At 61.4% G+C, this 21,100-nt stretch carries 20 protein-coding genes and 1 pseudogene; 8 read left to right on the top strand and 13 right to left on the bottom strand.

Annotated elements, in window-relative coordinates; translation table 11 throughout:
* Window positions 1-322 precede the first annotated feature (322 nt).
* From Q0Q48_RS26435 to Q0Q48_RS26395, 9 genes and pseudogenes are all read right to left on the bottom strand, one after another.
* Window positions 323-1,771, bottom strand: a complete 1,449-nt coding sequence (locus tag Q0Q48_RS26435) for a DUF2252 domain-containing protein (RefSeq protein WP_295145012.1) — start codon at window positions 1,769-1,771, stop codon at window positions 323-325.
* A gap of 410 nt (window positions 1,772-2,181) precedes the next feature.
* Window positions 2,182-2,397 (bottom strand): hypothetical protein, encoded by a 216-nt coding sequence (locus tag Q0Q48_RS26430; RefSeq protein WP_295145010.1) that lies wholly within the window; start codon window positions 2,395-2,397, stop codon window positions 2,182-2,184.
* Between the two features lie 149 nt (window positions 2,398-2,546).
* Window positions 2,547-3,224: a hypothetical protein gene (locus Q0Q48_RS26425; protein ID WP_295145007.1), complete on the bottom strand. Its 678-nt coding sequence runs from the start codon at window positions 3,222-3,224 to the stop codon at window positions 2,547-2,549.
* Window positions 3,221-4,018, bottom strand: coding sequence for an SDR family oxidoreductase (locus Q0Q48_RS26420; protein WP_295145006.1), 798 nt, complete (start codon window positions 4,016-4,018; stop codon window positions 3,221-3,223). The genes Q0Q48_RS26425 and Q0Q48_RS26420 overlap by 4 nt, the downstream gene beginning before the upstream one ends.
* A 28-nt stretch (window positions 4,019-4,046) precedes the next feature.
* On the bottom strand, window positions 4,047-4,814 hold the full coding sequence (gene hdhA / locus Q0Q48_RS26415) for a 7-alpha-hydroxysteroid dehydrogenase (RefSeq protein WP_295145003.1): 768 nt from the start codon (window positions 4,812-4,814) through the stop codon (window positions 4,047-4,049).
* A 100-nt stretch (window positions 4,815-4,914) separates the two neighbouring features.
* On the bottom strand, window positions 4,915-6,126 hold the full coding sequence (locus Q0Q48_RS26410; RefSeq protein WP_295145001.1) for a patatin-like phospholipase family protein: 1,212 nt from the start codon (window positions 6,124-6,126) through the stop codon (window positions 4,915-4,917).
* A gap of 114 nt (window positions 6,127-6,240) precedes the next feature.
* A complete protein-coding gene (locus tag Q0Q48_RS26405) occupies window positions 6,241-7,437 on the bottom strand; it encodes a cation:proton antiporter (RefSeq protein ID WP_295144999.1) in 1,197 nt (398 codons plus the stop codon).
* A gap of 238 nt (window positions 7,438-7,675) precedes the next feature.
* Window positions 7,676-8,038, bottom strand: a pseudogene (locus Q0Q48_RS26400) (transposase); the annotation flags it as partial.
* A 242-nt stretch (window positions 8,039-8,280) separates the two neighbouring features.
* Window positions 8,281-9,480 carry a serine hydrolase gene (locus Q0Q48_RS26395; RefSeq protein ID WP_295144997.1) on the bottom strand — a complete coding sequence of 400 codons (1,200 nt, stop codon included), beginning with the start codon at window positions 9,478-9,480 and terminating at the stop codon, window positions 8,281-8,283.
* A 304-nt stretch (window positions 9,481-9,784) separates the two neighbouring features.
* Between Q0Q48_RS26395 and Q0Q48_RS26390 the strand changes: the two genes are divergently transcribed.
* The 6 genes from Q0Q48_RS26390 to Q0Q48_RS26365 all read left to right on the top strand — a co-directional run bounded on the left by Q0Q48_RS26390 (window position 9,785) and on the right by Q0Q48_RS26365 (window position 15,053).
* The gene (locus Q0Q48_RS26390; RefSeq protein ID WP_295144994.1) at window positions 9,785-11,518 is read left to right on the top strand and encodes a DUF6538 domain-containing protein; all 1,734 of its coding nucleotides are present in this window, start codon (window positions 9,785-9,787) and stop codon (window positions 11,516-11,518) included.
* Window positions 11,519-11,550: 32 nt separating this feature from the next.
* Window positions 11,551-11,742, top strand: a complete 192-nt coding sequence (locus tag Q0Q48_RS26385; RefSeq protein ID WP_295144991.1) for a hypothetical protein — start codon at window positions 11,551-11,553, stop codon at window positions 11,740-11,742.
* A gap of 896 nt (window positions 11,743-12,638) precedes the next feature.
* Entirely contained in the window at window positions 12,639-13,199 is a 561-nt protein-coding gene (locus Q0Q48_RS26380) for a hypothetical protein (protein WP_295144989.1), read from the top strand.
* A gap of 1 nt (window position 13,200) precedes the next feature.
* Window positions 13,201-13,485, top strand: coding sequence for a hypothetical protein (locus tag Q0Q48_RS26375; RefSeq protein WP_295144986.1), 285 nt, complete (start codon window positions 13,201-13,203; stop codon window positions 13,483-13,485).
* A gap of 267 nt (window positions 13,486-13,752) precedes the next feature.
* Window positions 13,753-14,181 carry a hypothetical protein gene (locus Q0Q48_RS26370; protein ID WP_295144984.1) on the top strand — a complete coding sequence of 143 codons (429 nt, stop codon included), beginning with the start codon at window positions 13,753-13,755 and terminating at the stop codon, window positions 14,179-14,181.
* Window positions 14,182-14,294: 113 nt separating this feature from the next.
* Window positions 14,295-15,053 carry a recombinase family protein gene (locus Q0Q48_RS26365; RefSeq protein WP_295144982.1) on the top strand — a complete coding sequence of 253 codons (759 nt, stop codon included), beginning with the start codon at window positions 14,295-14,297 and terminating at the stop codon, window positions 15,051-15,053.
* Window positions 15,054-15,096: 43 nt separating this feature from the next.
* Here the strand turns inward: Q0Q48_RS26365 and Q0Q48_RS26360 are convergent, their stop codons facing one another.
* From Q0Q48_RS26360 to Q0Q48_RS26350, 3 genes are read right to left on the bottom strand one after another with little or no spacing between them, the layout of a single operon-like run.
* Complete coding sequence (locus Q0Q48_RS26360; RefSeq protein WP_295144979.1) at window positions 15,097-15,669, bottom strand: hypothetical protein; 573 nt, start codon at window positions 15,667-15,669, stop codon at window positions 15,097-15,099.
* Window positions 15,670-15,686: 17 nt separating this feature from the next.
* A complete protein-coding gene (locus tag Q0Q48_RS26355) occupies window positions 15,687-16,508 on the bottom strand; it encodes a hypothetical protein (protein WP_295144976.1) in 822 nt (273 codons plus the stop codon).
* Between the two features lies 1 nt (window position 16,509).
* Window positions 16,510-17,325 carry a hypothetical protein gene (locus Q0Q48_RS26350; RefSeq protein ID WP_295144974.1) on the bottom strand — a complete coding sequence of 272 codons (816 nt, stop codon included), beginning with the start codon at window positions 17,323-17,325 and terminating at the stop codon, window positions 16,510-16,512.
* Between the two features lie 155 nt (window positions 17,326-17,480).
* Here Q0Q48_RS26350 and Q0Q48_RS26345 point away from each other — a divergent pair, with 155 nt between their 5' ends.
* Together Q0Q48_RS26345 and Q0Q48_RS26340 are read left to right on the top strand one after the other, a co-directional pair.
* Window positions 17,481-17,852, top strand: coding sequence for a hypothetical protein (locus Q0Q48_RS26345; RefSeq protein WP_295144971.1), 372 nt, complete (start codon window positions 17,481-17,483; stop codon window positions 17,850-17,852).
* 475 nt (window positions 17,853-18,327) lie between these two features.
* A complete protein-coding gene (locus Q0Q48_RS26340) occupies window positions 18,328-19,809 on the top strand; it encodes a glycosyltransferase domain-containing protein (RefSeq protein WP_295144968.1) in 1,482 nt (493 codons plus the stop codon).
* A gap of 111 nt (window positions 19,810-19,920) precedes the next feature.
* Here Q0Q48_RS26340 and Q0Q48_RS26335 read toward each other — a convergent pair whose 3' ends face one another.
* Complete coding sequence (locus tag Q0Q48_RS26335) at window positions 19,921-20,907, bottom strand: hypothetical protein (RefSeq protein ID WP_295144966.1); 987 nt, start codon at window positions 20,905-20,907, stop codon at window positions 19,921-19,923.
* Window positions 20,908-21,100 lie beyond the last annotated feature (193 nt).

Raw genomic sequence — 21,100 nt, 5'->3', positions numbered from 1 at the left:
TCAAAATCACCCAAGGACTCTGGCATCAGCTGGATGAGAGACTGGGCTCACAGCAATTTGAGCAAGAAGTTCCTGGCGAGCGAGCGTCCGTCCCTGATCTATAAGCATGAGAGTGAATACCTGCCGATCATTGAGTAGCTTTGCTTCATCGGCAAGCGCTTGCGTAGCGGGTGGTGCCGTCGCGGCTAAAGCAATGAAAGCGATCCTGAAAATCTGCGACAGGCTTCGGTTCCCGCCTTGGCCTTTATGCAAGTGGCTGATCATGCGGAGCATTCGAATATTGGAACATAAGTTGCGATCTTGGGGGACGCCCCAGCGGGGGCTAGATGTGCGGCTCGTCGAAAACTTGAATCCGACCAGAACGCCGAGCCTTGTCGAGAAGATCATAATCCTGCTCCGTTTGGCGGGCGTAAGCGACTGAGAAATTCGCAATCGCTTCATCGAGAACGGCACTTTTCCCACAGTACCCAGAAATCATGGCCGCGTCTCCGGATTTGGCATGCGCAAGCGCGAGTGCCCAGCCGCACAAGGCACAGTATTCAAAAAAACTATCAATCTGCCTCCGATTATCTCCTTCTATTTCCATGCTACCCGTCATGTCTGCTAGCTGGCGGACATAGAAATCATGGGAGCCGATTTCCCCCCAGCCCAGAAAAATGTCGGGAGACCCTTGTACCAGGCGCTGCCCAATAACCACGCGCTGGCCATGGTGCGAGTAGGGCAGCTTGTATGCTGAGTATGGCTCGAGCACCGATGCCTGAGCCTGCTTGACCTGAAGAAAGAGGGGATCATCCTTCCCGGGTCCACTAAGCAACATCACCCAGCAGCTTGTCCCAACACTGCCAACACCGACCACCTTGCGGGCTATATCGACAATTCGATAGCGCGACAGCATGCGCCGTCGATCGAAGTCGAGCGAGAGAACGTAGGAGTGCAACATGGTGTCGAGTGCGGCCTCGATGGATTGACCATCGTCATAATGCGTCTCGCGCACGACGAGTGGGCCATTCTCTGAGATGCGATACTCGCCCCCCACTTCTTCAGTCATCTTCTCGAGTACACGCTTGTGTCCTTTTGCCTTTGCCTTGGCAATCATGCTCTTTGCGGCGTCGCCAGCTTGTGACTTCAGGGCATTCAGCACTGCTTGTTCGTCAATGCGCTCGTACCAAATTTGCTGTGTCCCCAGGTCGGCATACCGTGCGATGTGCTTGCGGTAAGCGCGCACGCATTTCACTGCAGCTTCGAAGGCTTGCGGCTTGTCTCCCCCCATAAATCGTACCGCTACCGCTGCGCTGGCGGCCAGGCGCTTTAGATCCCACTCCCATGGACCGGGGTAAACCTCGTCGAAATCGTTGATGGCAAATACTAGTTGCCGCTCGGCGGAACCGAACAAGCCAAAATTGGAAACGTGCATATCCCCACAGGCATTGACATACATTTCCGTCGTAGGGCTTGTCGCTAGATCGGCTGCCATAACCGCAGCAGAGCCGCGCAAAAAGGCGAAGGGAGAGGCGAGCATCCGAGCAAAGCGCACCGGCACCAACTTTTGCGCACGGCTGGCATTTTGTGCCTCCAGAATTTCAATTGGGCTGGCCCGATTGGGAGCAGGGACGAAGGCTGCGTGTTCCCGGCGGGGAACCTTGCGCCTAAGGTCTCTTCCGGTTTGCTGACGCTCGGCGGGAGACGGCCGTCGTGTCGCGAAGTTCTGTAAAAAATTCTCGCTATTGGTTGCGGCGGAAATTTGTTCCGCGGCAGAGTCCGCAATAGTCATCCTTCGAGTTGGCAAGCGTTGATCCTTCGCACGTGGCACTGCACCAGCAGTAGACAGGGACAGGGCGCTCGAGTGTCTTACACTTATGGGAGACCAAACACGAAACGGTTGCAAACAAAGCTAGTTGGGGGCGGCGTGGGCCCGTAGAATCCTTTCTACCATCTCACGTTTAGTGCGCAAGTCGGCAAGCGTAGCAGCGACTAAGGTGATCAAGGCCAACACTAGAGACGCTGACAGGGGCGCGACGGTGATTGTGCAGATGATGCGCTGCCAAAGAACGGCTATTGCCACGAACACACCGAACTGAAGGGCCGTATTCTGGGCGGCCATGCCAAGGCCGACCGGAATGAATGGCATCGAGAGGAAATCCGGTGGTGCAGTACCGAGTTTTCGCGCAGCGCCGCGGAAGGTCAGGAACTGATGCAAGTATTGATCAAGGTCAGTGAAAACACCACTGTGGTGGCATTGCCGAGGGCAGTGATCCCTGGGGAGCCAATGCTGTCCATGGACAATGGAACGCTGACCTCGCCCTTGAAGGCCACCCAGCCAATAACGCCATTCAGAACCCCGGGAATGACCGCTCCGGAAAGGGCATCTCGTATGAGCGGTACCTGAGGGAGCTTCATTTTCTATTCTCTCCCCTGCGTTTCCTTCCCTCTGGAAGAAGTTGCATTCGACGGACTCGCGGTTCGCCACACATCGTGCTGTCCGATGATTTGGGCAACAAATTCGGGCATTGTGTTTTCAGGGTCGAGTGGCCCTCTGAGTAACTATTTTAAGGCTTGATGGCCAAGATATCAGACAAAGATGGGAAGAGAACGATGCGGCATTTCTCAATGCCAGCGGCACGATTTCCATAGTCGGCAGTGGCAATCTTCAATTGCGTTTCCTTCTCCAGTACCGAGGCGTAGGACTCGTTCTGCTGTGCGTGGAGTTGCCGGGCCCGCTCCAGTGACTTGGCAAGGAAGTCCATGCGGGCCTTCATTGCGGCGACCTCGTCCGGACCCTTGTCGCAGCCGGCGTCCCATCCCCGACGGAAGGTCGCGTACAGCATCTCGGCGGTAGCCGGCTGGCCGCCGCCAAAGTGGCGGGCCAGCTGGATCATCGCCTCGTACTCGGCGCTCACATAGGCCAAGCTCTTCTCGGAGACGACGAGCTGGCGGCGGTTCCATTCGTCCTTGAGTCGCGCGATATCGACCTCGACTTGCGGTATGCGCTGGTTGCGGAACAGCTCTTCTTTCTGGGCGAGCACAACCCTGTCTCGCTCCAACTCGGCGCGATCGGTCTCGAGTTGGATGCGCGCGATCATCGTCTGGTAGCCATAGGAGCGGCCGTAATCGACTATCATCAGTACGGCGATCTGGTTGTTGTTGGCCGGCGTGTCCTGTGCCGCCACCGGCGCCACGATACCGCCCAGGGCCGCCAGCGCGGCCCCCAGGATGCGGCCGATCATTGGCCGAACAGGCGGACCACGCCGCCGCCGCCATGGACGTTGATCGTCTGGCCGCTGATCCACGAGCCGGCGCGCGAGCACAGCCACAGCATCGCATTGGCCACGTCCTGCGGCTCGCCGGGGCGGCCGGTGAGCGAATCCGGGTGCAGCATGCGCTGCTGCATTTCGGGTAAAATGCCGGCATCGGCATAGCCGGCCGTCATGACCGTGCCGATCAGCACCGAGTTCACCCGTACCTTCTTGTTCAGCAGGTGGGCGAGCGACACCATCATCTGGTTGAGGGCCGCCTTGGCCGTCGCGTAGGGCAGGATGTCGTAGGCCGGTACCGCCGACGAGAACGAGCCCGAGTTGGTGATGCTCGCATTGTCCGCCTTCAGCAGGTGCGGCAGGCAGGCCATGCTCATTCGATAGGCGCTCACCGTGTTGAGCTTGTACGACTGGATGAACGTGTCCTCGGCGATCGCCGTCGGGTCGGGCTGGCGATCGCCCCACCCGACGTTGTTGACCAGCGTCGACAGGCCGCCGAACGCCGCAACGGCCGCTGCAACCACCGCGTCGATGTCGGTTGCCTTGGTGACGTCGCACGCCATGCCGCGGCAGTCGCCGCCTGTTTCAAGGGCGATCTCGGCGGCCGTAGCCGAGGCGCGCGCGCCATCGAGGTCGGCGATCATGACCCTGGCGCCGGCGCCGCACAGGGTGCGGGAAATGCCGGCGCCGATGTTCTGGGCCCCCCCTGTGACGATGGCGCTGTGGCCGTCCATGCGGAAATCGTGGAAGGCGTCGAAGGCGGGCATGGGCTGAACGTCCTTAATCGTGTCGGGGCTAGTCGAGTTCCTGCACGCCGCCGCCGGAAACGGTCAGCACCTGGCCGCTGATCCACGAGGCGGCCGGCGAGCAGAGGAACAGGGCAGCATAGGCGATGTCGTCGGGCTCGCCCAGGCGGGCCAGTGGCGTATGCTTCAGCATGACCTTCTCGACCTCGGGCCTGAGTACGCGCGCCAGGGCGTCGGTGCGGATCGCGCCCGGAGCGATGGCGTTCACCCGAATGCCGCCGTCACCGAGGTCGAAGGCGATGTTTCTGGTGAGATGGTTCACGGCCGCCTTCGACGAAGAGTAGGAAGCCATGTTCCGGTTCCGGTTCTCGCCCGCCATCGACGAGATGTTGAGTACCGCGCCATGCCCGGCCTTCCTCATGTGCGGCAGGGCGAGCTGAGACAGCCGAAACAGGGAGAAGACGTTGAGTTCGTAAGCCCACCGAAAATCCGACATCGGCATGTCGAACGGCTTGGGCCCGCCGCCGCCGGCATTGTTGACCAGAATGGTGAGGCGATCGAAGCGCGCGACCGCGGCATCCACGAGCCTCGCCAGTGCCGCCTCGTCCGTCACGTCGCAGGCTATCGCGATCGCCTTGCCCCCGGCCGAAGCGATCTCGGCGGCGACCCCCTCGGCGGTGGCCGCCGTGCGGTCGCTCACGACGACGGCCGCCCCGGCCGCGGCAAACATGCACGCGATGGCTCTCCCGATGCCGGCGCCAGCGCCCGTTACTATGGCGACATCGCCATCAAGGCGAAACTTCTCGACGTCGAACATTCTGGCTCCCTCGCTATGGGCACAGTGGACCATGCAGGCGGTGACGGATCAATCTTAGCGCCTGCCCCTTGCCGGAAGTTCGCCTCGGATATCGCAAGAGCTAACGGACGGGCGAGTAGAGAGAATTGGGGGAGTAGCCCGGGGGGAAATCGTGCCAGGGCTGACCTGACTGGATGTACGTTTGACCGAACTCGAAAAGGGCCCGCATGTAGACAGGATCGAAGAGATCGTTGGGCTTCATTGCGAAGTCGCCCGGAATGTAGGTTACCCGGTACCGGAGGTGGTCGCGCTGGGCGAGCACGTAGAGCTGGTACAGGTCTCCCACGCCCTGGGTCGCAATCAGCGTATTGAGGGCACGGCTGGTGATCCGAATGGCTGATCGCTCGACCGGTTGTGAACGACGGCCCATGCGCGAGTTTCGAATGATCCATAGGCGACGTTCGCGTGCTACGACACGCTTGAGCAGGGATGGGGCGATATCGCCTAGGCTCAGCGTGCCGGGATAAAGCATGACCTGCGTGAGCGCACCTCCGTCGACGTGCATTTCCTCGTAGGACCGACCGTCGTGCTCGAAGCGAATCATGACAGGCGGGAAAGCCCCCGGGATCGACGCGGACGCCAGCAGTACCTGAACGATAAGGTCGACGGAAGCAGGCTGTCCTGAAGCGGCAAGCGCGCCGATGTTCCAGAGGACGCCCACGGGCGTGTCGAGGTTGGTGGTCGCCACCATCAGCAGTCGGCCCTTGTCGAGATACTCGCGTGCAATGCTGTCCAAGACGTTCGGTGTTAGGGCGCTGCGAATCATCTCCTGCAGAGGCCGGGAATCATACAGGGAATCGCCGAAAAGGGCGTCGAGATATCCCCTGCTGCGCATGACGCTTTCCTGGGTAATTCCCGTGTAGAACCTTGTCAGCGCATCGTCGTAGGCCGACCCGAGGTACGCAAACGGGGCCATCAGAGCGCCGGTGCTGACGCCAGTAACGATCCTGAATTCGGGGCGGGTTCCTGTCTTCGTCCAGCCGGTGAGAACGCCTGCACCGAATGCGCCATCTTCGCCGCCGCCTGACAGGGCAAGATAGTCCGCAGGACCAAGCCGAGTGATGCCCTGGCTTTCGAGATTGGCAATCTCCCTGAACAGGGAAGCCTCGATGATCCGCCCGAGGAGAGCATCGTCCTGGCCGTCAAGGACAACGCGGGCGCCGTTGGGGATGCCCGGAAACGCCTCATGCGTCTTCAGACGGGTCGGAAGCATGGCGAGGCGACCGGGAAGAGAGCAACCGCCGACAAAAGGGGCGGCGATGGAGGCGGTCAAAAGAGTTCGCCGCGATAGCCCAAGGCGGGCCGATCGAATCTTCGGGCGTGCCTCCCGAGGGCTAGGCAACTCAGGTCTCACTTCCAGAAGGCTCCTCAACCCGACGGCGGCATGTTACCGCGCAGCGATATCTTCGTCTCTGGCCAGGAGCGCGGCTCCCGGCCTGGCACTGAGCCCATGCAGGGCGATGCTGAGAAGCACGGTCAAGATGACGGTGGTTCGAATGGTGATCTCGCCGGGGAGAGGAACCTCGCGCTCGAGAAAGACGAGGCCCAACACGATAGACGCGAGCCCACGCGGACCAAACCAGCCGATGAACAACTTGGCGCGTGCCGTGGTCCCGGTGCCAATCAGCGCGATCACCACGGGCAGGATCCTTACCACCGTCAGGCTTGCAATCGAGTATGCAAGCGCCGCGAAGGTGAAATCATTCCTGAAGTGTACTGCGGCCAACCCGAACAGGAAGAACACAGCCAGGCTGAGAACCTGGCCCCAAAGCCTGCTGAACGCCAGGCTGTGTCGTGCTGCTTCCGGAAAGCCTCTCTGGACACAAAGGCCCGCAACGAATGCAGCGATGAACATGCTGGCCGAGATCATCTCGGAAAGGAGGAGGCACAGCGCGGGAAGTGCCATGATGCCCACCTGGCCAAACGAGTCCGACATCCACCCGCGTCGTGCTGCGAGCCCAAGGGCGTAGCCACCTGCGAGGCCGATGCCCATGCCGAGGCAAATGCCGTAGCCCAGCTGCTCTACGACGTAGACATGCAGGCTGTTGCCTGCGCCACTGGTCGGAGCTGCCGCAGCAGCGATGAAAAAGAGCAGGAACGGCACGGCGAGCCCATCATTGAGCCCCGCCTCGACGTTCAGTCCTTCGCGAATCGACTGCGGAATCCGCTCGTTCGTGAGGATCGCTTCGCCCAGCCCTGCATCTGTCGGCACCAGAATCGCGGCCAGGATTGCCGCTTCCAGCAGCGTTAGCCCAGGCAGGATCCACCACCCCAATATGGTCCCGATGAAGAGGCTGAGCGGAAGGCCGATGAGGAGAAGACGAGCTGGCAACGAAGCTGCGGAACGCAGTCCGGCAGGATTCATTCCGGCGGCATCAGTGAAGAGCAAGAGCACCAGGCCAATCTCCGAAAAGTGGAGGGAATTGGTAGTGCTTTGAGACGCCCCGATGTTGGGAAGCAGCATCGCTGCGGCTACACCAGCCGCCGTGAAAACGAGTGGGCCGGTCAGGATACTCAACGAGATCCAGCGGGACGCCAGACAGTAGAACAGCGTTACAATCGTGAAGGCGACTATGACGATCATCGTATCTAGTGAAAGCAGGCTTTCGGGGGGGCGACATTCTCCAGATGAACCCCAAGAATGGGGAGAAAGCTAGCATTCTGCCCGGTTCGGGAGAAGCCATGAGCGGCCTGTGCGGCTTTCCCGGCGCCCCCGGCCGCGTCCACCACCTAGAACGAGCTTTTATCCATCGACTTGCCCCTTTCCCTCGTCATTCAGGCGCACTCCTCCCATGGCGACAACGCATCCGGCCCGTTCGGTCTTACGCCGGGGCCGGTCGTCGTCGCAGCCCGTCGATCAGCCGCAGGATTTGCTCGAACAGTTCCTTCGGCACCGCGACCTCGGCCATCTGGAAGACGGCGTAGCGGGCGTGGCGCACGACCTTGGCCCCGATCTTCACCAGCTTCTCCCGCAGGCTGGTCAGCGACCACTGTGCGACCGCCTCGGGCAGCGCCAGCGTCCGCATGAAATTGGCGAGATTGTAGGCCAGGGCGTGCAACTGAAGACGCACCGCATTGGCGGCGAACGAGCAGCATGACAGCCGTGTCCACTTGATCGCGTTCTTGCCTTCCTTGATCCATTGCTCGCACATCCTGCGCTTGTTGTAGAAGGCGACGACCCGCTCCGCCATAAGCCCTTGGAACATAACGAACGCTTACGGCTTTTGATCGGGCCGCCAAGGGCTCTGTGCGCCCCTTGGGCATTCGCGAGGAGCCTCTATCGAGGTCGGCTATGGAGGGCCCGTTTCAGGGGCACGGGTTGGACTCTTGTCCTCAGCCACAAGTCGGTCGATGGCCCCCCGCCCCGTTTTGGTCGGCCTGCGCCCGGGACGTCGCAGCGATTGGGCGGCGCCGGCGCCTCGGCGAGTTACCCCGTCACGAAATCCCGCACTGCCTGGACCCACCGCGTGGTAAGCGCCATCTTCGCGGCGTCGAGCCCGGTGGACTGTGATGAGAACTTGGCGATCACCAGTTCGCGCCGCCGATCGACAAATAGATTCTGCCCGTGAATGCCGAGACAGAACAGGAGCGGCCCACGGGGGCCGTGGTCCGCATACCACTTTGCGCGATACGTCATCGGTGCACCCGGAAAATAGGGAGCGAGGGTGCCCTTGTCCCACGCATCGCGGTCGCCGCCCTGCTCGAGATCTGCGATCCAGGACTCCGGCACGATCTGCCGCGTGCTTCGTGCGCCGCCCTCCACCAACAGCTGCCCGACGCGCGCGAGGTCTCGCGTTGCCATGCACATGCCGCCCGCCGCGCGCGGTGCACCCAGTCGGTCGACGGTGATGCCGGCACTGCGCTCGGCCCCGAGCGGTTGCCACAAGAGTTCCGAGAACACATCCACGTAGCGCCGACCCATCGCGCGCTCTATCGCCCAGCCGAGCAGGTCGGTTCCAGGCGACACGTAATTGGTCGGCCCGCCGTGCGGTCCAGAGGGCTCGTTGAGCGAGGCGAGGAACGAGCGCACATCGGCCGGCCGATCGCCCGGCTCCACTGGATTCCAGCCCATCGCCTTGCGGTATTCAACGATCGGACCGCCCGTCTCCGCGTAGTTCTCGTCGTAGACGATGCCCGCGCGCATATCCAGGAGATGGCGGATGGAAATGCCTGCGTAGGAGCCGTTACCCACTTCCGGAACCAGGTCGGTCACCGGTCGCTCCGGGCGCAACTCCTTCTGGACCTCCCGCACGCCAGCCAGCAGGCCGAGCATCGATTTCGAAACGGACATCAGAATGTGCGGCGAGTGGCCCGTCATGCCATTGGCGTAGTGCTCCGCAACGATCCGGCCACGATGCAGGATGACGAGACCATCGGAATCCGATGCCAGCAGAAATTCGGCATGCGTCATCGTGCGCCCGGACGCATCCGTAACCTGGACCGGAGCGAGGCTCAGTGGGGCGCTGGCCAACGCGCGCACGCTGGTGGGATCGTGAGCGATCTCAGCCGTTGGAATGAGTTCGCTGACATGATGGAAGGCCCAGCGGCTGTATGGAGACGTTCGCCAGTTCGCCAGCGTCACCTGCTGAGCCTCGGGCGCCGGGAACGTGTCCATCAAACCAGACATCTCTGTCTCCACCCTTGCTCCGAGCCGGCTTCGAAACGGCCTGTCGATTCTTGCGGTAGCGGTGATAGCAGCAGTTATCACCCTGCGGAAGCCGACCGGCACCCATGCCCGCATGAGCTCCAAAGGCCCGCTCTGGCCATGTCGCCGAAGTTCGACGCGGCGACAGCCCAATTGGGTAGGCGGCGACAGTTCGAACTCGGGTCCGCTTCCACCGCCAGAGCTTCACCAACCCGCTGATATCTCAGAAAACATCGATATTATCGGTGTTTCTCGGCTCGCCGTGGTACATTAGCGAGGTACAGCGGTGGCGGTGTTTCGATTGGTCGGACTTCGCAAGAACAGGCGCACGGGCATATGGGAATACCGCAGGGTTCCCCCGGCGCACCTCCGACCCTACTACGACAAGCGCGAGTTCAAGCGCTCCACCGGCACGGCCGACAAGCGGGAAGCTGAAGGCCGGGCACTGCCCTTCATCGCCCAATGGAAGGCACTGGAGGCGAGCCTAGCCGCCAAGCATCGGGCCGCCGCCGAGGTTGCCGCCCGAGGCGAGGCCGGGCCGTCCCCATTGGCAGCCCCCTCGGAGCTTCCCGAGGAAACCTTGCAAGCCCTAGCAGGGGAGGCGGGCCGGGCGATCCTCGCCAAGCACTCCGCCAATCCCGCGCCCTATCCCGAGGCGACCTCGCGGAACGAGGCCATTCCCCCCACCGGACCTCATGGCGAGCCTGCCCCCTGGGGCACCCGTGCGGACCCGTGGGCCGGTCACCGCTTCATGCTCCTCGCGCCCAAGCGGAGGGAAGTGCCAGCCTCCGCCCAAGGTGAGGTGACCCGCGCCGCGCAAGCGGCCCTCACCGCGCACGGGCTTTCGGCTGAGGGGCCTCAGTGGGAAGCTCTTTGCTACCTCGTGAGGGAAGCCCTCGACGGTGCCTATGCAGTGCTCCAGCGCCGCCACCGGGGCGACGGTTGGAGCGATGGGAGCTTTGCCGAGAGGTTCCCCGTTGGCGGGGCGAGCGGCGAGCCGCGCCCATCAATCACCGGGCTCATTGAACCTTGGCGGCAGGCGAAGGAAAAGCCCCACCCGAAAACCAGCGACCGTTACACACAAGCGCTTGCATCGTTCGCGGCCTTCATTGGGCACGATGATGCTACCCGCGTGCAGCCCGGCGATTTGCAGCGGTGGTTGATCGCGTTGAAGGAAGGGAAGGCAGGACCTCGGAAGCTCACGGCTAAGACGATCAACGAAGGCTATCGAGCTGGGGTAAAGGCTTGCTTTGCCGCAGCGGCGGAGGCGGGCGCGCTCCGCGTTGATCCGCTTGCAGGCGTGAAGTTCAAGATCAAGGCCGATGCGGCCAAGGGTCCAAGCCGGCTGCCCTATGGCGACGGTGAAGCCGTGCGCTTGCTCGCCTCCGCCCGTGAACAGCAAGGGACCTTGCGCTGGCTTCCCCTCATGCTGGCCTACACTGGCGCGCGTATCGGTGAGATTGCCCAACTTCGCCGCGAGGATGTTCGGTTTGCCACTCCCGAGGAAGCTCGAAAGGCAGGTCGTGCAGGGGGCACCGTCGCCGAGGCCAACCGCCGGAAAGGCATCTTCTTCCTTCGGTTAACGGGCGAGGAAGAAGGCCAGACGATCAAGAACCCGTCGTCCCGCCGCGAGGTGCCGCTTCATCCCGCCATCATCGAAGCAGGCTTCCTCGATTTCGTGGCGACGGTTGGCGCGGGCAAGTATCTCTTCCCGGAGGTGACGGCGGGCAAGTACGGCAACAAGGGCGACGGTGGCAGCCGTATCTATAGGAAGTGGGCCCGCAACATCGTCGGCATAACCGACTCTCGACTAACTGCCCATTCGTGGCGCCACCGGATCGAAGACCAATTGCGAGACGCGGGAGCCCCAGAGGATATCCGCGACGCGCTCACGGGCCACGCCAGCAAGAGTATGGGCGGGCGCTACGGCCGGGGCCACTCGCTCGCGACCAAGGCGGAATGGCTGGCGAGGGTGCCCACCATCCACACGGCGGCCCGGAAGCCACAGACGCGGCCGTAGCCACCCGCGAGCGCTACTAAGGGGGTGACCCAATGGAATACGTTCTGATCGTGCTGGTGGCGTATGGCACTCCGAACAACGGCGGAGGCGGCTTCAGCGTGCCCGGCTTCAAGAGCGTCCAGACGTGCGAGCAAGCGGCCCAGCAGGTCAAGGCCGGGGCTGCCCAAATGTGGACGAGCGGAAAGGTGGCGGCATTCGTCAGCACGTCTTGCGCGGTGAAATAGGGATGCTCGTTTCCCCGCCTCAGGGACTCGCTGAGTCGTTTTTGGGGTGCGCCGGTAGGGTGGTGGCGGCCGTGCCGGGGGTGGCCCTCTGACAGCCAATTACGGGCCTGCGGGAGGCGTGCTCGGGGTTCGTCTAGGTAGTCCTGCGGGATCGCTCGGGAAGCGTTCGGGCGCTTTCTTCGGGGCGATGGCTGGGGTCGAAATTTCATGGATTAGACAACAAGATCAATGGCTTGGGGAGTTCACGGCTATATATCGGGGGGCCTCCCGAGCCTCCCTCTAAATGCCCAGCAACATCGACCATCAAGGGGAAGCGAGTTGGGGAGGAGTCCCGGGCGCTTTCCCTTGGGTATCCCCGGAGGCTGGGATTTCATGGATTAGATAACAAGAACAATGCCTTAGGGAGTTCACGGCTATATATCCGGTGGGCCTCCTCCCGAGCCTCCCTGTGCATACCCAAGCAACATCGAGAGCTGGCTCGCGGCCTTTCTAACAGCAACATCAAGGACTTAACGGATTTATCTACCCTCTACCCAGCGCTCCCCTCCGATCCGCTATGCGCCCATAGCCAAAAAGCAGCCAATACCTGAAGGATAACAATGGCTTGGGTGTTCCTACAAACCATTACCGGGGGCGCCCTTCCCGAGCCTTCCCCTGAGCCCTTCACATAGCCCAGCAACATCCCTGTGCCACGGCCAGCCCCTAAGGTTCGATGTGCCCCCGCGCCTCTCGGGATCACCTCAAGGGCCTCGCCGGGTTTGTTCATTGTCAGCAGCACCACCCTGCATCTTCCAATCACTCAAGGGAAAGGAACCCTTGCATGAGTAACCACCACCGCCACCCGTCCAGCATCACGGCCCGCTTCGATAGGCTTCACGCGCATGTGTGATCCCACGATGCTCTTCGCGGCCACCACGGTAGCCTCCCTAGGCGGCGCCATGCTGGGTGGCGAGAGCGACTACGCCGAGTACGGCAAGAAGGTCCGAGCGATCAACGCCGAGGCCGAGGCGATCAACAAGAGCACGGTCTTCAAGTATCAGCTCTCCAATCTCCAGGCCCAGCAGATTCAGGACAAGCGCTCGGCCGAGGCGGGCAACCTGAAGGCCAAGCTCGGGGAAGCTACGGGCACCGCTGAAGCCGCCGCCGCTACGGGAGGCGTCGAAGGCAACTCCGTCACCGCGCTCCTCAATGGGTTCGCAGCGGCCACCGGCAAGGACCTCATGGTCGTCAATCAGCAGGCGGGCAACGAACTCACGCAGGTTGAGATGGACAAGCGCGGGATCAAGATGGACGCCGACAACCGCAAGACTTCGATCCGGAACCAGCTCCCCGACGATCCCACGTCGAAGGTGGTGGGCCGCTTCATTGGCGCGGCGCTCAACATCGGGGACAGCTACATCAAGAACACCACCCGCACCTCGGACGGCTCCGGGCTATTTGGGCGGAGGTTTGGGTAACATGGGTGAGCCCATCGCCCTTGCCCAAGAGACGGCCCAGTTAGACCTCGGCATCACCTCGGCACTTGCGCCGATGATCGCCGGGAAGAAGCTCATTGCCGCCAAGACCTACTATGCCTATGTGATTGATGAGGGCGGCTATGAAGTCGGTGTAGTTAACTTGGGCAGCACCGAGGAGACCCGCAACGCGCTCATCGTGGCAGTGTTCGCGGAAGCTGTCGTGAGCTACCCGGAGATGGCCGAGCGCTTGGGCTTCGTCCGTAAGCCGATGGCAACAGTAAACTAGCAGGCCGCTCCCTTCGTCGCCCTTACGGGCTCCTCAGGTGTATTCATCTTCCGGCCCGCATCCTGCACGCCGCCCTTTGACCGGGTTTTCAGCCTAGGATATTCTTACGCTGGTAAGCGCCAGCGCGCCGCGCCAGCGACCCCCCCTCTAGGGGCTTGCGCTAATAGGCACCCGGCCGCCCGCTTACATACAGCCGCGAACTAAGCCGCTCACTTCCTGCCGCTAGCGCCGCCGCTCTCATCCCAAGATACTTTGGCCAAAGTACCTATGACTTCTCATCCCGTCCGCCGTCACTTCAAACGGCGCGATACCTCTTCCAATCCCCGCCGCCGCACCCGCCGCATCCTTCCTCGCATTGAGCGAAGCGTTCACGAAGAATCCCGCCGCCCCATCGTTGAAGTGTACCCGCGCAACAGCATCGTCCCCCTGATCTTCAATGCGGCCCGATGGGATGCTTGGATGGCAGATGGGCTCTCCCCGTGGGTCCACATGAACGATAACGGCAGCGGCATCCAGTACGGGCGCGGCTACCACCCACAGTACGGCAAGGTCATGCTGGCCCGGCTCATCCTGGGCGATGCCGCTACCGCCCGAGGCGTGGTCCACCACATCAACGGCAGCCGCCGGGACCTCAGGGAGGAGAACTTGGAGGTTCGAGAGGTGCCGCCAGAAGCGCCACCGCCCAACACCTACTAGCAGCGACGTGAGGGGAGGCGGGACCTAACATCCCGTCTCTTCCTCCCGCTTGCCGCCTTTCAATTGTTTGTTCATAATCATCGCAACGAACGAAACGAAGAAAGTGAACAGCCATGCGAACCACCTCGAAACCCAAGGCACGCAAGCACTCACGGCCCTCCGCTCCCTCGCCGGAAGCCTCACGGCGGTTCATTGCCTACTACCGGGTTTCCACCCGTGCCCAAGGGCGGAGCGGGCTCGGGATCGAAGCTCAACAAGAGACGGTCCAGCGTTTTCTTGAGGCCGAAGGCGGGGGCCTGCCGCCCCTCGCGTCATACACTGAGACGGAGAGTGGTCGGCGCAAGGACCGGCCTCAACTGGCGAAGGCGTTGGCTGCTTGCCGTGCCCATCGGGCAACTCTCGTGGTCGCTAAGGTGGACAGGCTGGCGCGCTCGCAGGCGTTCCTTGAGAGCATCCTTACCAGCGGTGCCCGCGTGCGCTTCTGCGATCTTCCTGAGATCAAGGGAGCTACCGGGCGCTTCATGCTTCGCCAGATGGCTTCAGTGGCCGAACTGGAAGGCGAGTTCATTGGCGAGCGAACCAAGGCGGCATTGGCCGCGAGGGTAGCGCGGGCTGGACAGTGGGACCGGAAGGCAAAGCATCATCTTGTTCCGGGAGCGGGCCAGGAAGCCGCCGTTGCCAGCTTGAAGGAACAGGCAGACGCACGTGCGAGCGACCTCGCGGACTTCATCGGGCAGCTACGGAAGGACGGCGCGGGGACGCTCCGGGAGATTGCCGAGGGGCTCAACCGGGCGAACGTGCCGACGCCTCGCGGGGGATCGTGGGGGCCGTCCAATGTACGGAACATATTAAACCGCGTTGAAGCGAAGTAGGTCCATCCGCAGCGTCCGGCTTCGTGATCGATGCGAGTGTGGATCAGTGCTTTTCTTCGGCAACGCCTGTTGTGGACGGGGCCTTCATCAAGGCGATGGTGGGCGCGATAGCCTCAACCACCGCTCGATTGTGGCGCGCTACAGAGGCCGCCGTTTCCTTGGGCATCAATACCAGACGCCGGTCCGGGCGGCCGTCGTGAAGCTTGCCGCCCTTCAGCAATAGTGCCTCGCAGTATTGGTCCACCATCGCGTAAGCGTCGATTGCCGCACGGGCTTCATCCACGCCAAGGAGCCCTACTTTTGGAAGTAGCGCAGGGAACACTCGCACTTGATGCGCGATATCCGGCACCGTGAACGATCCTTTGGGAGTGGCAAGATCGTCTGCATTGCGGGCCAACGTATCGACTATTCCTGACAGCTCCGCAGCGATTGCGCGGCGCGCGGCCTGAGCTTCATCGGCCCTCAGGCGATCATCTCGCTTTCGATTTAGATGGGCATTGAAAAGCGCGCCAAGAAGTAGAGCAACGAGACCCAGGGTTGAACCCGTAACTGTGCCGATAAAACTACCAACGCTCGGCGGGACCCCGCCTATCCAGCCTAGCAACTGCGAGAACATTCGGCCTCCCAGCGTAGTCAATCACGATTTACTGTCTCAGCAGGGGCTTGCTTCTTTAGTTCCGCGATGAGCAAGGCAAGCTCGCGCACTGGTGCCGGATCATAAGGGCGGTGAAGGAACTTCTCCATCCAGCGGCCCACGCCCTCCAGATGATGAAGCACCACTTCATAATCGGCCAACCCTCTTGCGCGCTCTTGAAAGTGCCGCCTGAAGCTGCTGGCCGCAGGGACTACCACCTTCGCTAGCTCACTGCCGATAGCTTTCAAGGACTCGCCATTGAAGAATGGTCCGATGAACGCAGGCTGGTTTGGTCCGGGGCGAAGCAGCCGGAAGCCTTTTGGCGTCGGGTGGGAGGCGAGAGAACTGAGGAGGCTGTAGTGCGCGGCGCGCTGCATGGTTGTGTGGCCGTATCGCTTGTCCAAAGCGAGCCGGACCTTGAGCGGGCTGAAACGCTTCTTTAGCTCTTGGTCAGACGCCCCACGCCAAGCCGCGATCAACGGTTTGTCACTTGCGAGAAGGTCGACAAGAAATGAGGTTTCAAGTACCTCTCGAACTTGTGACGCGGCGGCTTGATGGTATCCCGCGAGAAGGAGCTTGATTGCCGCTCCAGCACCATTGAATAGGCGGACGCCCAGAAGCTGTAGTGCGATATCGTCAGGGTCTTCCGTTTCCCAGCCCCGAGCGAAGTATTCGAGCAGGTTCATCGACCGCTCAAGGGTATCGAAATGCAGTGAAAGCACCTCATCATTGCTCACCGCCTCGACCGACTTCTCGCGGTTTGTCTCTTCGTGGCCGTGCAGTGAATTGAAGTTCTCGGGGAATGGAGTGGGGCTATTCATGCTACTCCACCATAATGCTCCGATAGAATGCCGCGCGCATGGTAGAGGGCAACCTGTCCACCGCTGCAAATATTCTCGTGGTCAATTCGCACTGCTTAGACTTCGGTTGCTTTTCGAGCTGGTCGAGCGCCACTAGATCGGCATTGCTAAACGGCGGCTGCGCCCGCTTCCGCAGCTCAGCATATATCGGTTCCATTTCGGCGGCGGTCGGCAAATTGGTGCGGGGATTACTTGTCTTATAAGCGACAACGAGGGTCCGGTTTACATCGGTTAGTATCGTATCCACCTTGGGGTTGGGCGAATATCGGTTCACGCCCGTCATGGCGTAGTCGCCGCAAGCATCCGGCGATATCGCAGCGATGGCCTTCAGCAATGGGACAGTGTTGGCTCCCCACGCATTGATGGCGTCGTCGGTGCCTCTTGCGGCAATCGGAAACACTCTCTTTTTGTAGATTGACGCGGTTGCTGCGGTAACCGCCTCTGTCGTGTTCGTTTTGTCGGCTTGCCGCATGAGCGGGAGGAGGGCTGTTTTGAAGTCTGCTTCCATTGACGGGTCTAATGCGAATACGTCAGCCAGTACGGGGAACTTCGAGAAGATGGCACTACGCGCTCGCGACCACGCATAATCGTCGCTGTAATTGAACATCAATTGTTGGAGGCCGGGCCGGGCAAGACCTATTGCTCCGCCCGCGAACATCGCTGCTACAACTCCCAAAGCAACGCGCACCCAAGTCGGCCTGTCTTTGGTCCATTTGCCCACCAGAATGCCCACGCACACTATCGCTACTGTGCTGAGTGCCTTGAGTCCGTCGTCCATTAGTCAGCCCCTACTGCTTGTCTTGGTTGTATTGCTTAGCGCCAATTAAGCTAATAGTTCTTGCTATCTCATGCCAGCCTGACTCACAGTCCCGCCGTTGGGGCGGTGCCGTGGTGGCTCCGTCTCAGCCTCAACAACAACAGGATGAGAGAGCGATGGATATTGAGATCGAGTGGGGATGGCTGAGTGTTGGCGACTACGCCGTGTGGTGGGCCGGGCCATCAAGCGCCCGAATGGAGAACCGATTGCCGGGCGATCCGTGGTTCGCGTGGAAGACCGAACGTCCCCGTGACGGCGGCGCCAAGGGCTCTGGCGGTTGCTGGCTAGGGCAACTGCAAATCCTTTGGGAGTATCCGACGCGGGAATGGCGAGCGGCTGAGGCGGAGCGCTTGAAGGCTCTACCGGCCCGGCTTGCCGAAGAGGCCGCTCATCGGGAAGGCGAGAGCGCTGCCCGTGCCGCCGCCGCCAGTGCCGCAGAGGCCGGATGGTCGAGCGAGTTCGGAATGCCGCTTCCGGCCCGTCGATAAAGGGGGCTCGCCAAGGTCCGCTGCCGTGGTACATTGGGTAGAGGATACGGCAGCCAAGAATTGAGTAAAATCAGCGGGTTAGCTGTGGTTTACTGGCAATCCCACCCTCTCCGCCAGTCTCCCGTCCGCAATGTTCCGCCGCCGTTCAGGGAACGTGGAATCACCGGCGCAAGGCCGCCCTTAAGTCTTCGCACGCGTCCGTCCCGCCTGCTGCCGGCGAGCCCCCCCCAACAGGGCGGCGCTTTTCCTGCTTGTTGGCAGACTACCCCGCTCGGCGGAGACGGTGCTCACGTCCTGCAAGAAAAAGCCGTGATCCGGCAGCGCGCGTCGTCCCGTCTTCTTTGCGCATTTCAACGGAGGCGAGGGGCCGCGATGGGCGGTCGGCCGTGTGGCGTGGTAGTGTTCATGGTGACGGTTGTAACCGTCCCACACGCAGCGTTACCGGTGGGACTGCGGGCGGACGCAAGAGGTGACGATGGCGCTGGAAGACCGAAAAGAACCGGGGACAGTCCCCGAGCGCGTCGCCGTCTATACCTGCATCACCAACGCCTACGATCGACTCCCGGATCTGCCGCAGTGGCCCCACTGCGACTTCATCTGCTTCACGGACAATCCTTACCTGCGATCCGATCGCTGGGAAGTACGGTACCTGCCGGGGGACGATCTGGATGCCGCCCGGCGGTCGCGCCTGCCCAAGATTTTGCCGCACCGCTTCCTGCTGGAGTATCCCATCAGCGTCTGGGTCGACGCCAACGTCACCGTGCACACGGACCTGGCCGCCATGGCGCGGCAGGAGCTGGCATCGCGGTCCGCAGCGTTCTTCACGCACCCCGAACGGACGAATGTCTACGACGAAGCCGAGGTGTGCATCAGATTGGAGAAGGACGATCCCGCGACGCTTCGACGGCAGTCCGACGCCTACAGAGACGAAGGCCTGCCGGCTGGTATCGACGACCTCGTGACATGCACCATAATGTTCCGTCGACACCGGGATCCCGAAATCATCCGTCTGATGGAACTCTGGTGGAAGGAAATTCTGAGGCACAGCCGTCGCGACCAGATCAGCCTGCCATTCGTTGCGTGGAGGATGGGTTACGCGTTGCCGAGGACGACCCGCAGCGCCACCGAAGTGTTCAAACGCGGCCGCCACTATGCAGATCGTCGTCGGGAGAAAAAGCGGGGAGCGATCAAGAATTGTGAGATCGCGGTCCTCTCTCATCCGAAATCGGGACGGACGTGGCTTCGAACCTATCTCGCGAATTATCTGAGGAGCGCCGGCAAGCCGGCAGATTCGGAGTTTGGCCCCGGCAGCCTCGATGGTCGTGGCATCGTGTTCGACCACGAATATCTGGAGATTTTTCAGGATACCGCAGAGGCACCCCGGCTGATTCATCCGAGGTTGTTGTCGAAGAAGCGCCTCGTCGTGCTCGTTCGGGATCCCCGATCGGTCTGCGTATCCTACTACTTCCACAAGAGGCTTCGCGATCGCCTGCAGGTCGGCGGACTGACGGACTTCGTGAAATCACCAATGTTCGGCATCGAGCGGCAGTCGGCGTTCGTCAACCTGATACTCGACCTCTACGACGCCAAGAAAGGCGACAAGCTGCTGTTGCGCTACGAGGACCTCGTCACTCATCCGGCTCGCGAGTTTGGCCGGTTCACCAGGTTCGTGTTCCCCCGGGAAGACACGTCAAAATTCGCTTCACAGGCGTTGGAGCTTTCGAGCTTCGATCGCATGCAGGAAAGCGAAATCAAGCAATCGATGAAGTCGGGCGAGGAAGGTTCTCAAATCAGGTTCGGCGTAAAGAACTGGGACGGAAATCTCGATGCACTCAAGACGAGGAAAGGGGATCCCGGGGAAGCACGGTCCATTTTCACGCCGTCGCTTTGGAACGAGATATCCGAACTGACCGAAACGAGGCGCGTTCTGGACCGGCTCCATTACCCGCGCGGTTGAATGATCGATTCGACTTCGCACGCGAGCGATCCTCCTCGGCACCCGTGGTGAGCCTGAGGTTGTCTTCAACGGCGTCACGAATCAGGTCGTATTTCCGTGTTGGATCCACAGCTACTTTCCTCCCAGCTCCCGCGTTAGGCAGCTCGTGATCGCGCTTGCGACTTTGGACGGTGCGAAGTCCACCAGCGATTGCTTCGCGCTGGGCTTCGGCGGCTCGAAAAGCGGGCCCGCTTCCTGCGGAAAGTGCCTGGCCTTGAGTTCCGCCACCTCCGGATCAAACCTGTCGCGAATTGCTTTCTCCACCGATGCGGACACGAAATCCCGGATGTGCGGCCCTTTCAGTTCGCTCCTTTCGGCCAGTCGCAGAAACTCACGGCTGCTTCGACGCGACCATGCTCCCATCGCGATCAGGCCATTGAGATGGCGCATCGTTTCGATCTCGGTGGCGTTCGCCGAGCGATTGGCTTCGGGGGGCATCTCGGAAATGGGGAGCTCGAGGCCAAGCTGTTTGAAGAAATCCAGGCGGACATCGCCACCGACCAGCCGGTCCCTTCGATACAACAGGAACTTGATCTCATCTCCGAATGCGGAATGAAGATCGTCAATCGCGCTTCCGAAGCGCACTTCGGGCAACAGAGAGGACAGGTATTCATTGATGTCGACTGTAAGGGCGCGCGATTTGACGCGTTGGGCATACGTCGAAACCAGCCATTCGTACGGCTCGCGAATATAGGCATAGACTCGAAGTCGATGGCCGGAAGCCTTTAAGGCATCTCGAAGAAGAGCAAGCCGCTCGCGTCTCAAGTCGAATAGAAATTCGCTTGAAATGATGATGTGGTCGGCCTCGATACTCTCGATGGACTTTGTCAGCCTGCGGGCGCTGGATAGAGGATCTGCATCCTGAGGCAGCTCATTCGCATAGTAATACGATAGATCTGCACCATTGCAGGCAGCCGCTGCGAATCTCTTTTGTGAAAGCGCCGGGAGCTGAGGATATACAAAGCCGGCAGTGGACAGCAGGTCCGTGTTGACGCGGCAGAAATGCTGGATGGCGGAGGAGCCGGCGCGATTCGCTCCAACATGCAGGTGAATGACCATCGTCTATCCTTTTCTGCCGCCGATCGTGCCCCAAGGCGTGGTGTGTCCGGCCACCGGCGGGCACAGTGAAACCCGCTTACGCCAAAGGCAATCGCCAGTCAGGGCCTTGCCCGCTCCGTCGGCTGCCCATTGGCATCGGTCACGGCCATTCGCATGGCGTCCTCCGATTTGGACCGTGCTGCGGTCCAATCCC

Source organism: uncultured Reyranella sp. (assembly GCF_945957355.1).
In the GTDB taxonomy this organism is placed as follows: Bacteria; Pseudomonadota; Alphaproteobacteria; order Reyranellales; family Reyranellaceae; genus Reyranella.
Note: the sequence above shows the minus strand (reverse complement) of the source record. Positions and strands in the feature narration are given on the sequence as shown.

Coding starts and splice junctions, on each gene's coding strand:
- Q0Q48_RS26435 (WP_295145012.1), bottom strand. CDS start 1,771: ATGACTATTGCGGACTCTGCCGCGGAACAAATTTCCGCCGCAACCAAT.
- Q0Q48_RS26430 (WP_295145010.1), bottom strand. CDS start 2,397: ATGAAGCTCCCTCAGGTACCGCTCATACGAGATGCCCTTTCCGGAGCG.
- Q0Q48_RS26425 (WP_295145007.1), bottom strand. CDS start 3,224: ATGATCGGCCGCATCCTGGGGGCCGCGCTGGCGGCCCTGGGCGGTATC.
- Q0Q48_RS26420 (WP_295145006.1), bottom strand. CDS start 4,018: ATGCCCGCCTTCGACGCCTTCCACGATTTCCGCATGGACGGCCACAGC.
- hdhA (WP_295145003.1), bottom strand. CDS start 4,814: ATGTTCGACGTCGAGAAGTTTCGCCTTGATGGCGATGTCGCCATAGTA.
- Q0Q48_RS26405 (WP_295144999.1), bottom strand. CDS start 7,437: ATGATCGTCATAGTCGCCTTCACGATTGTAACGCTGTTCTACTGTCTG.
- Q0Q48_RS26395 (WP_295144997.1), bottom strand. CDS start 9,480: ATGTCTGGTTTGATGGACACGTTCCCGGCGCCCGAGGCTCAGCAGGTG.
- Q0Q48_RS26385 (WP_295144991.1), top strand. CDS start 11,551: ATGGAATACGTTCTGATCGTGCTGGTGGCGTATGGCACTCCGAACAAC.
- Q0Q48_RS26380 (WP_295144989.1), top strand. CDS start 12,639: ATGCTCTTCGCGGCCACCACGGTAGCCTCCCTAGGCGGCGCCATGCTG.
- Q0Q48_RS26375 (WP_295144986.1), top strand. CDS start 13,201: ATGGGTGAGCCCATCGCCCTTGCCCAAGAGACGGCCCAGTTAGACCTC.
- Q0Q48_RS26370 (WP_295144984.1), top strand. CDS start 13,753: ATGACTTCTCATCCCGTCCGCCGTCACTTCAAACGGCGCGATACCTCT.
- Q0Q48_RS26365 (WP_295144982.1), top strand. CDS start 14,295: ATGCGAACCACCTCGAAACCCAAGGCACGCAAGCACTCACGGCCCTCC.
- Q0Q48_RS26360 (WP_295144979.1), bottom strand. CDS start 15,669: ATGTTCTCGCAGTTGCTAGGCTGGATAGGCGGGGTCCCGCCGAGCGTT.
- Q0Q48_RS26355 (WP_295144976.1), bottom strand. CDS start 16,508: ATGAATAGCCCCACTCCATTCCCCGAGAACTTCAATTCACTGCACGGC.
- Q0Q48_RS26350 (WP_295144974.1), bottom strand. CDS start 17,325: ATGGACGACGGACTCAAGGCACTCAGCACAGTAGCGATAGTGTGCGTG.
- Q0Q48_RS26345 (WP_295144971.1), top strand. CDS start 17,481: ATGGATATTGAGATCGAGTGGGGATGGCTGAGTGTTGGCGACTACGCC.
- Q0Q48_RS26340 (WP_295144968.1), top strand. CDS start 18,328: ATGGCGCTGGAAGACCGAAAAGAACCGGGGACAGTCCCCGAGCGCGTC.
- Q0Q48_RS26335 (WP_295144966.1), bottom strand. CDS start 20,907: ATGGTCATTCACCTGCATGTTGGAGCGAATCGCGCCGGCTCCTCCGCC.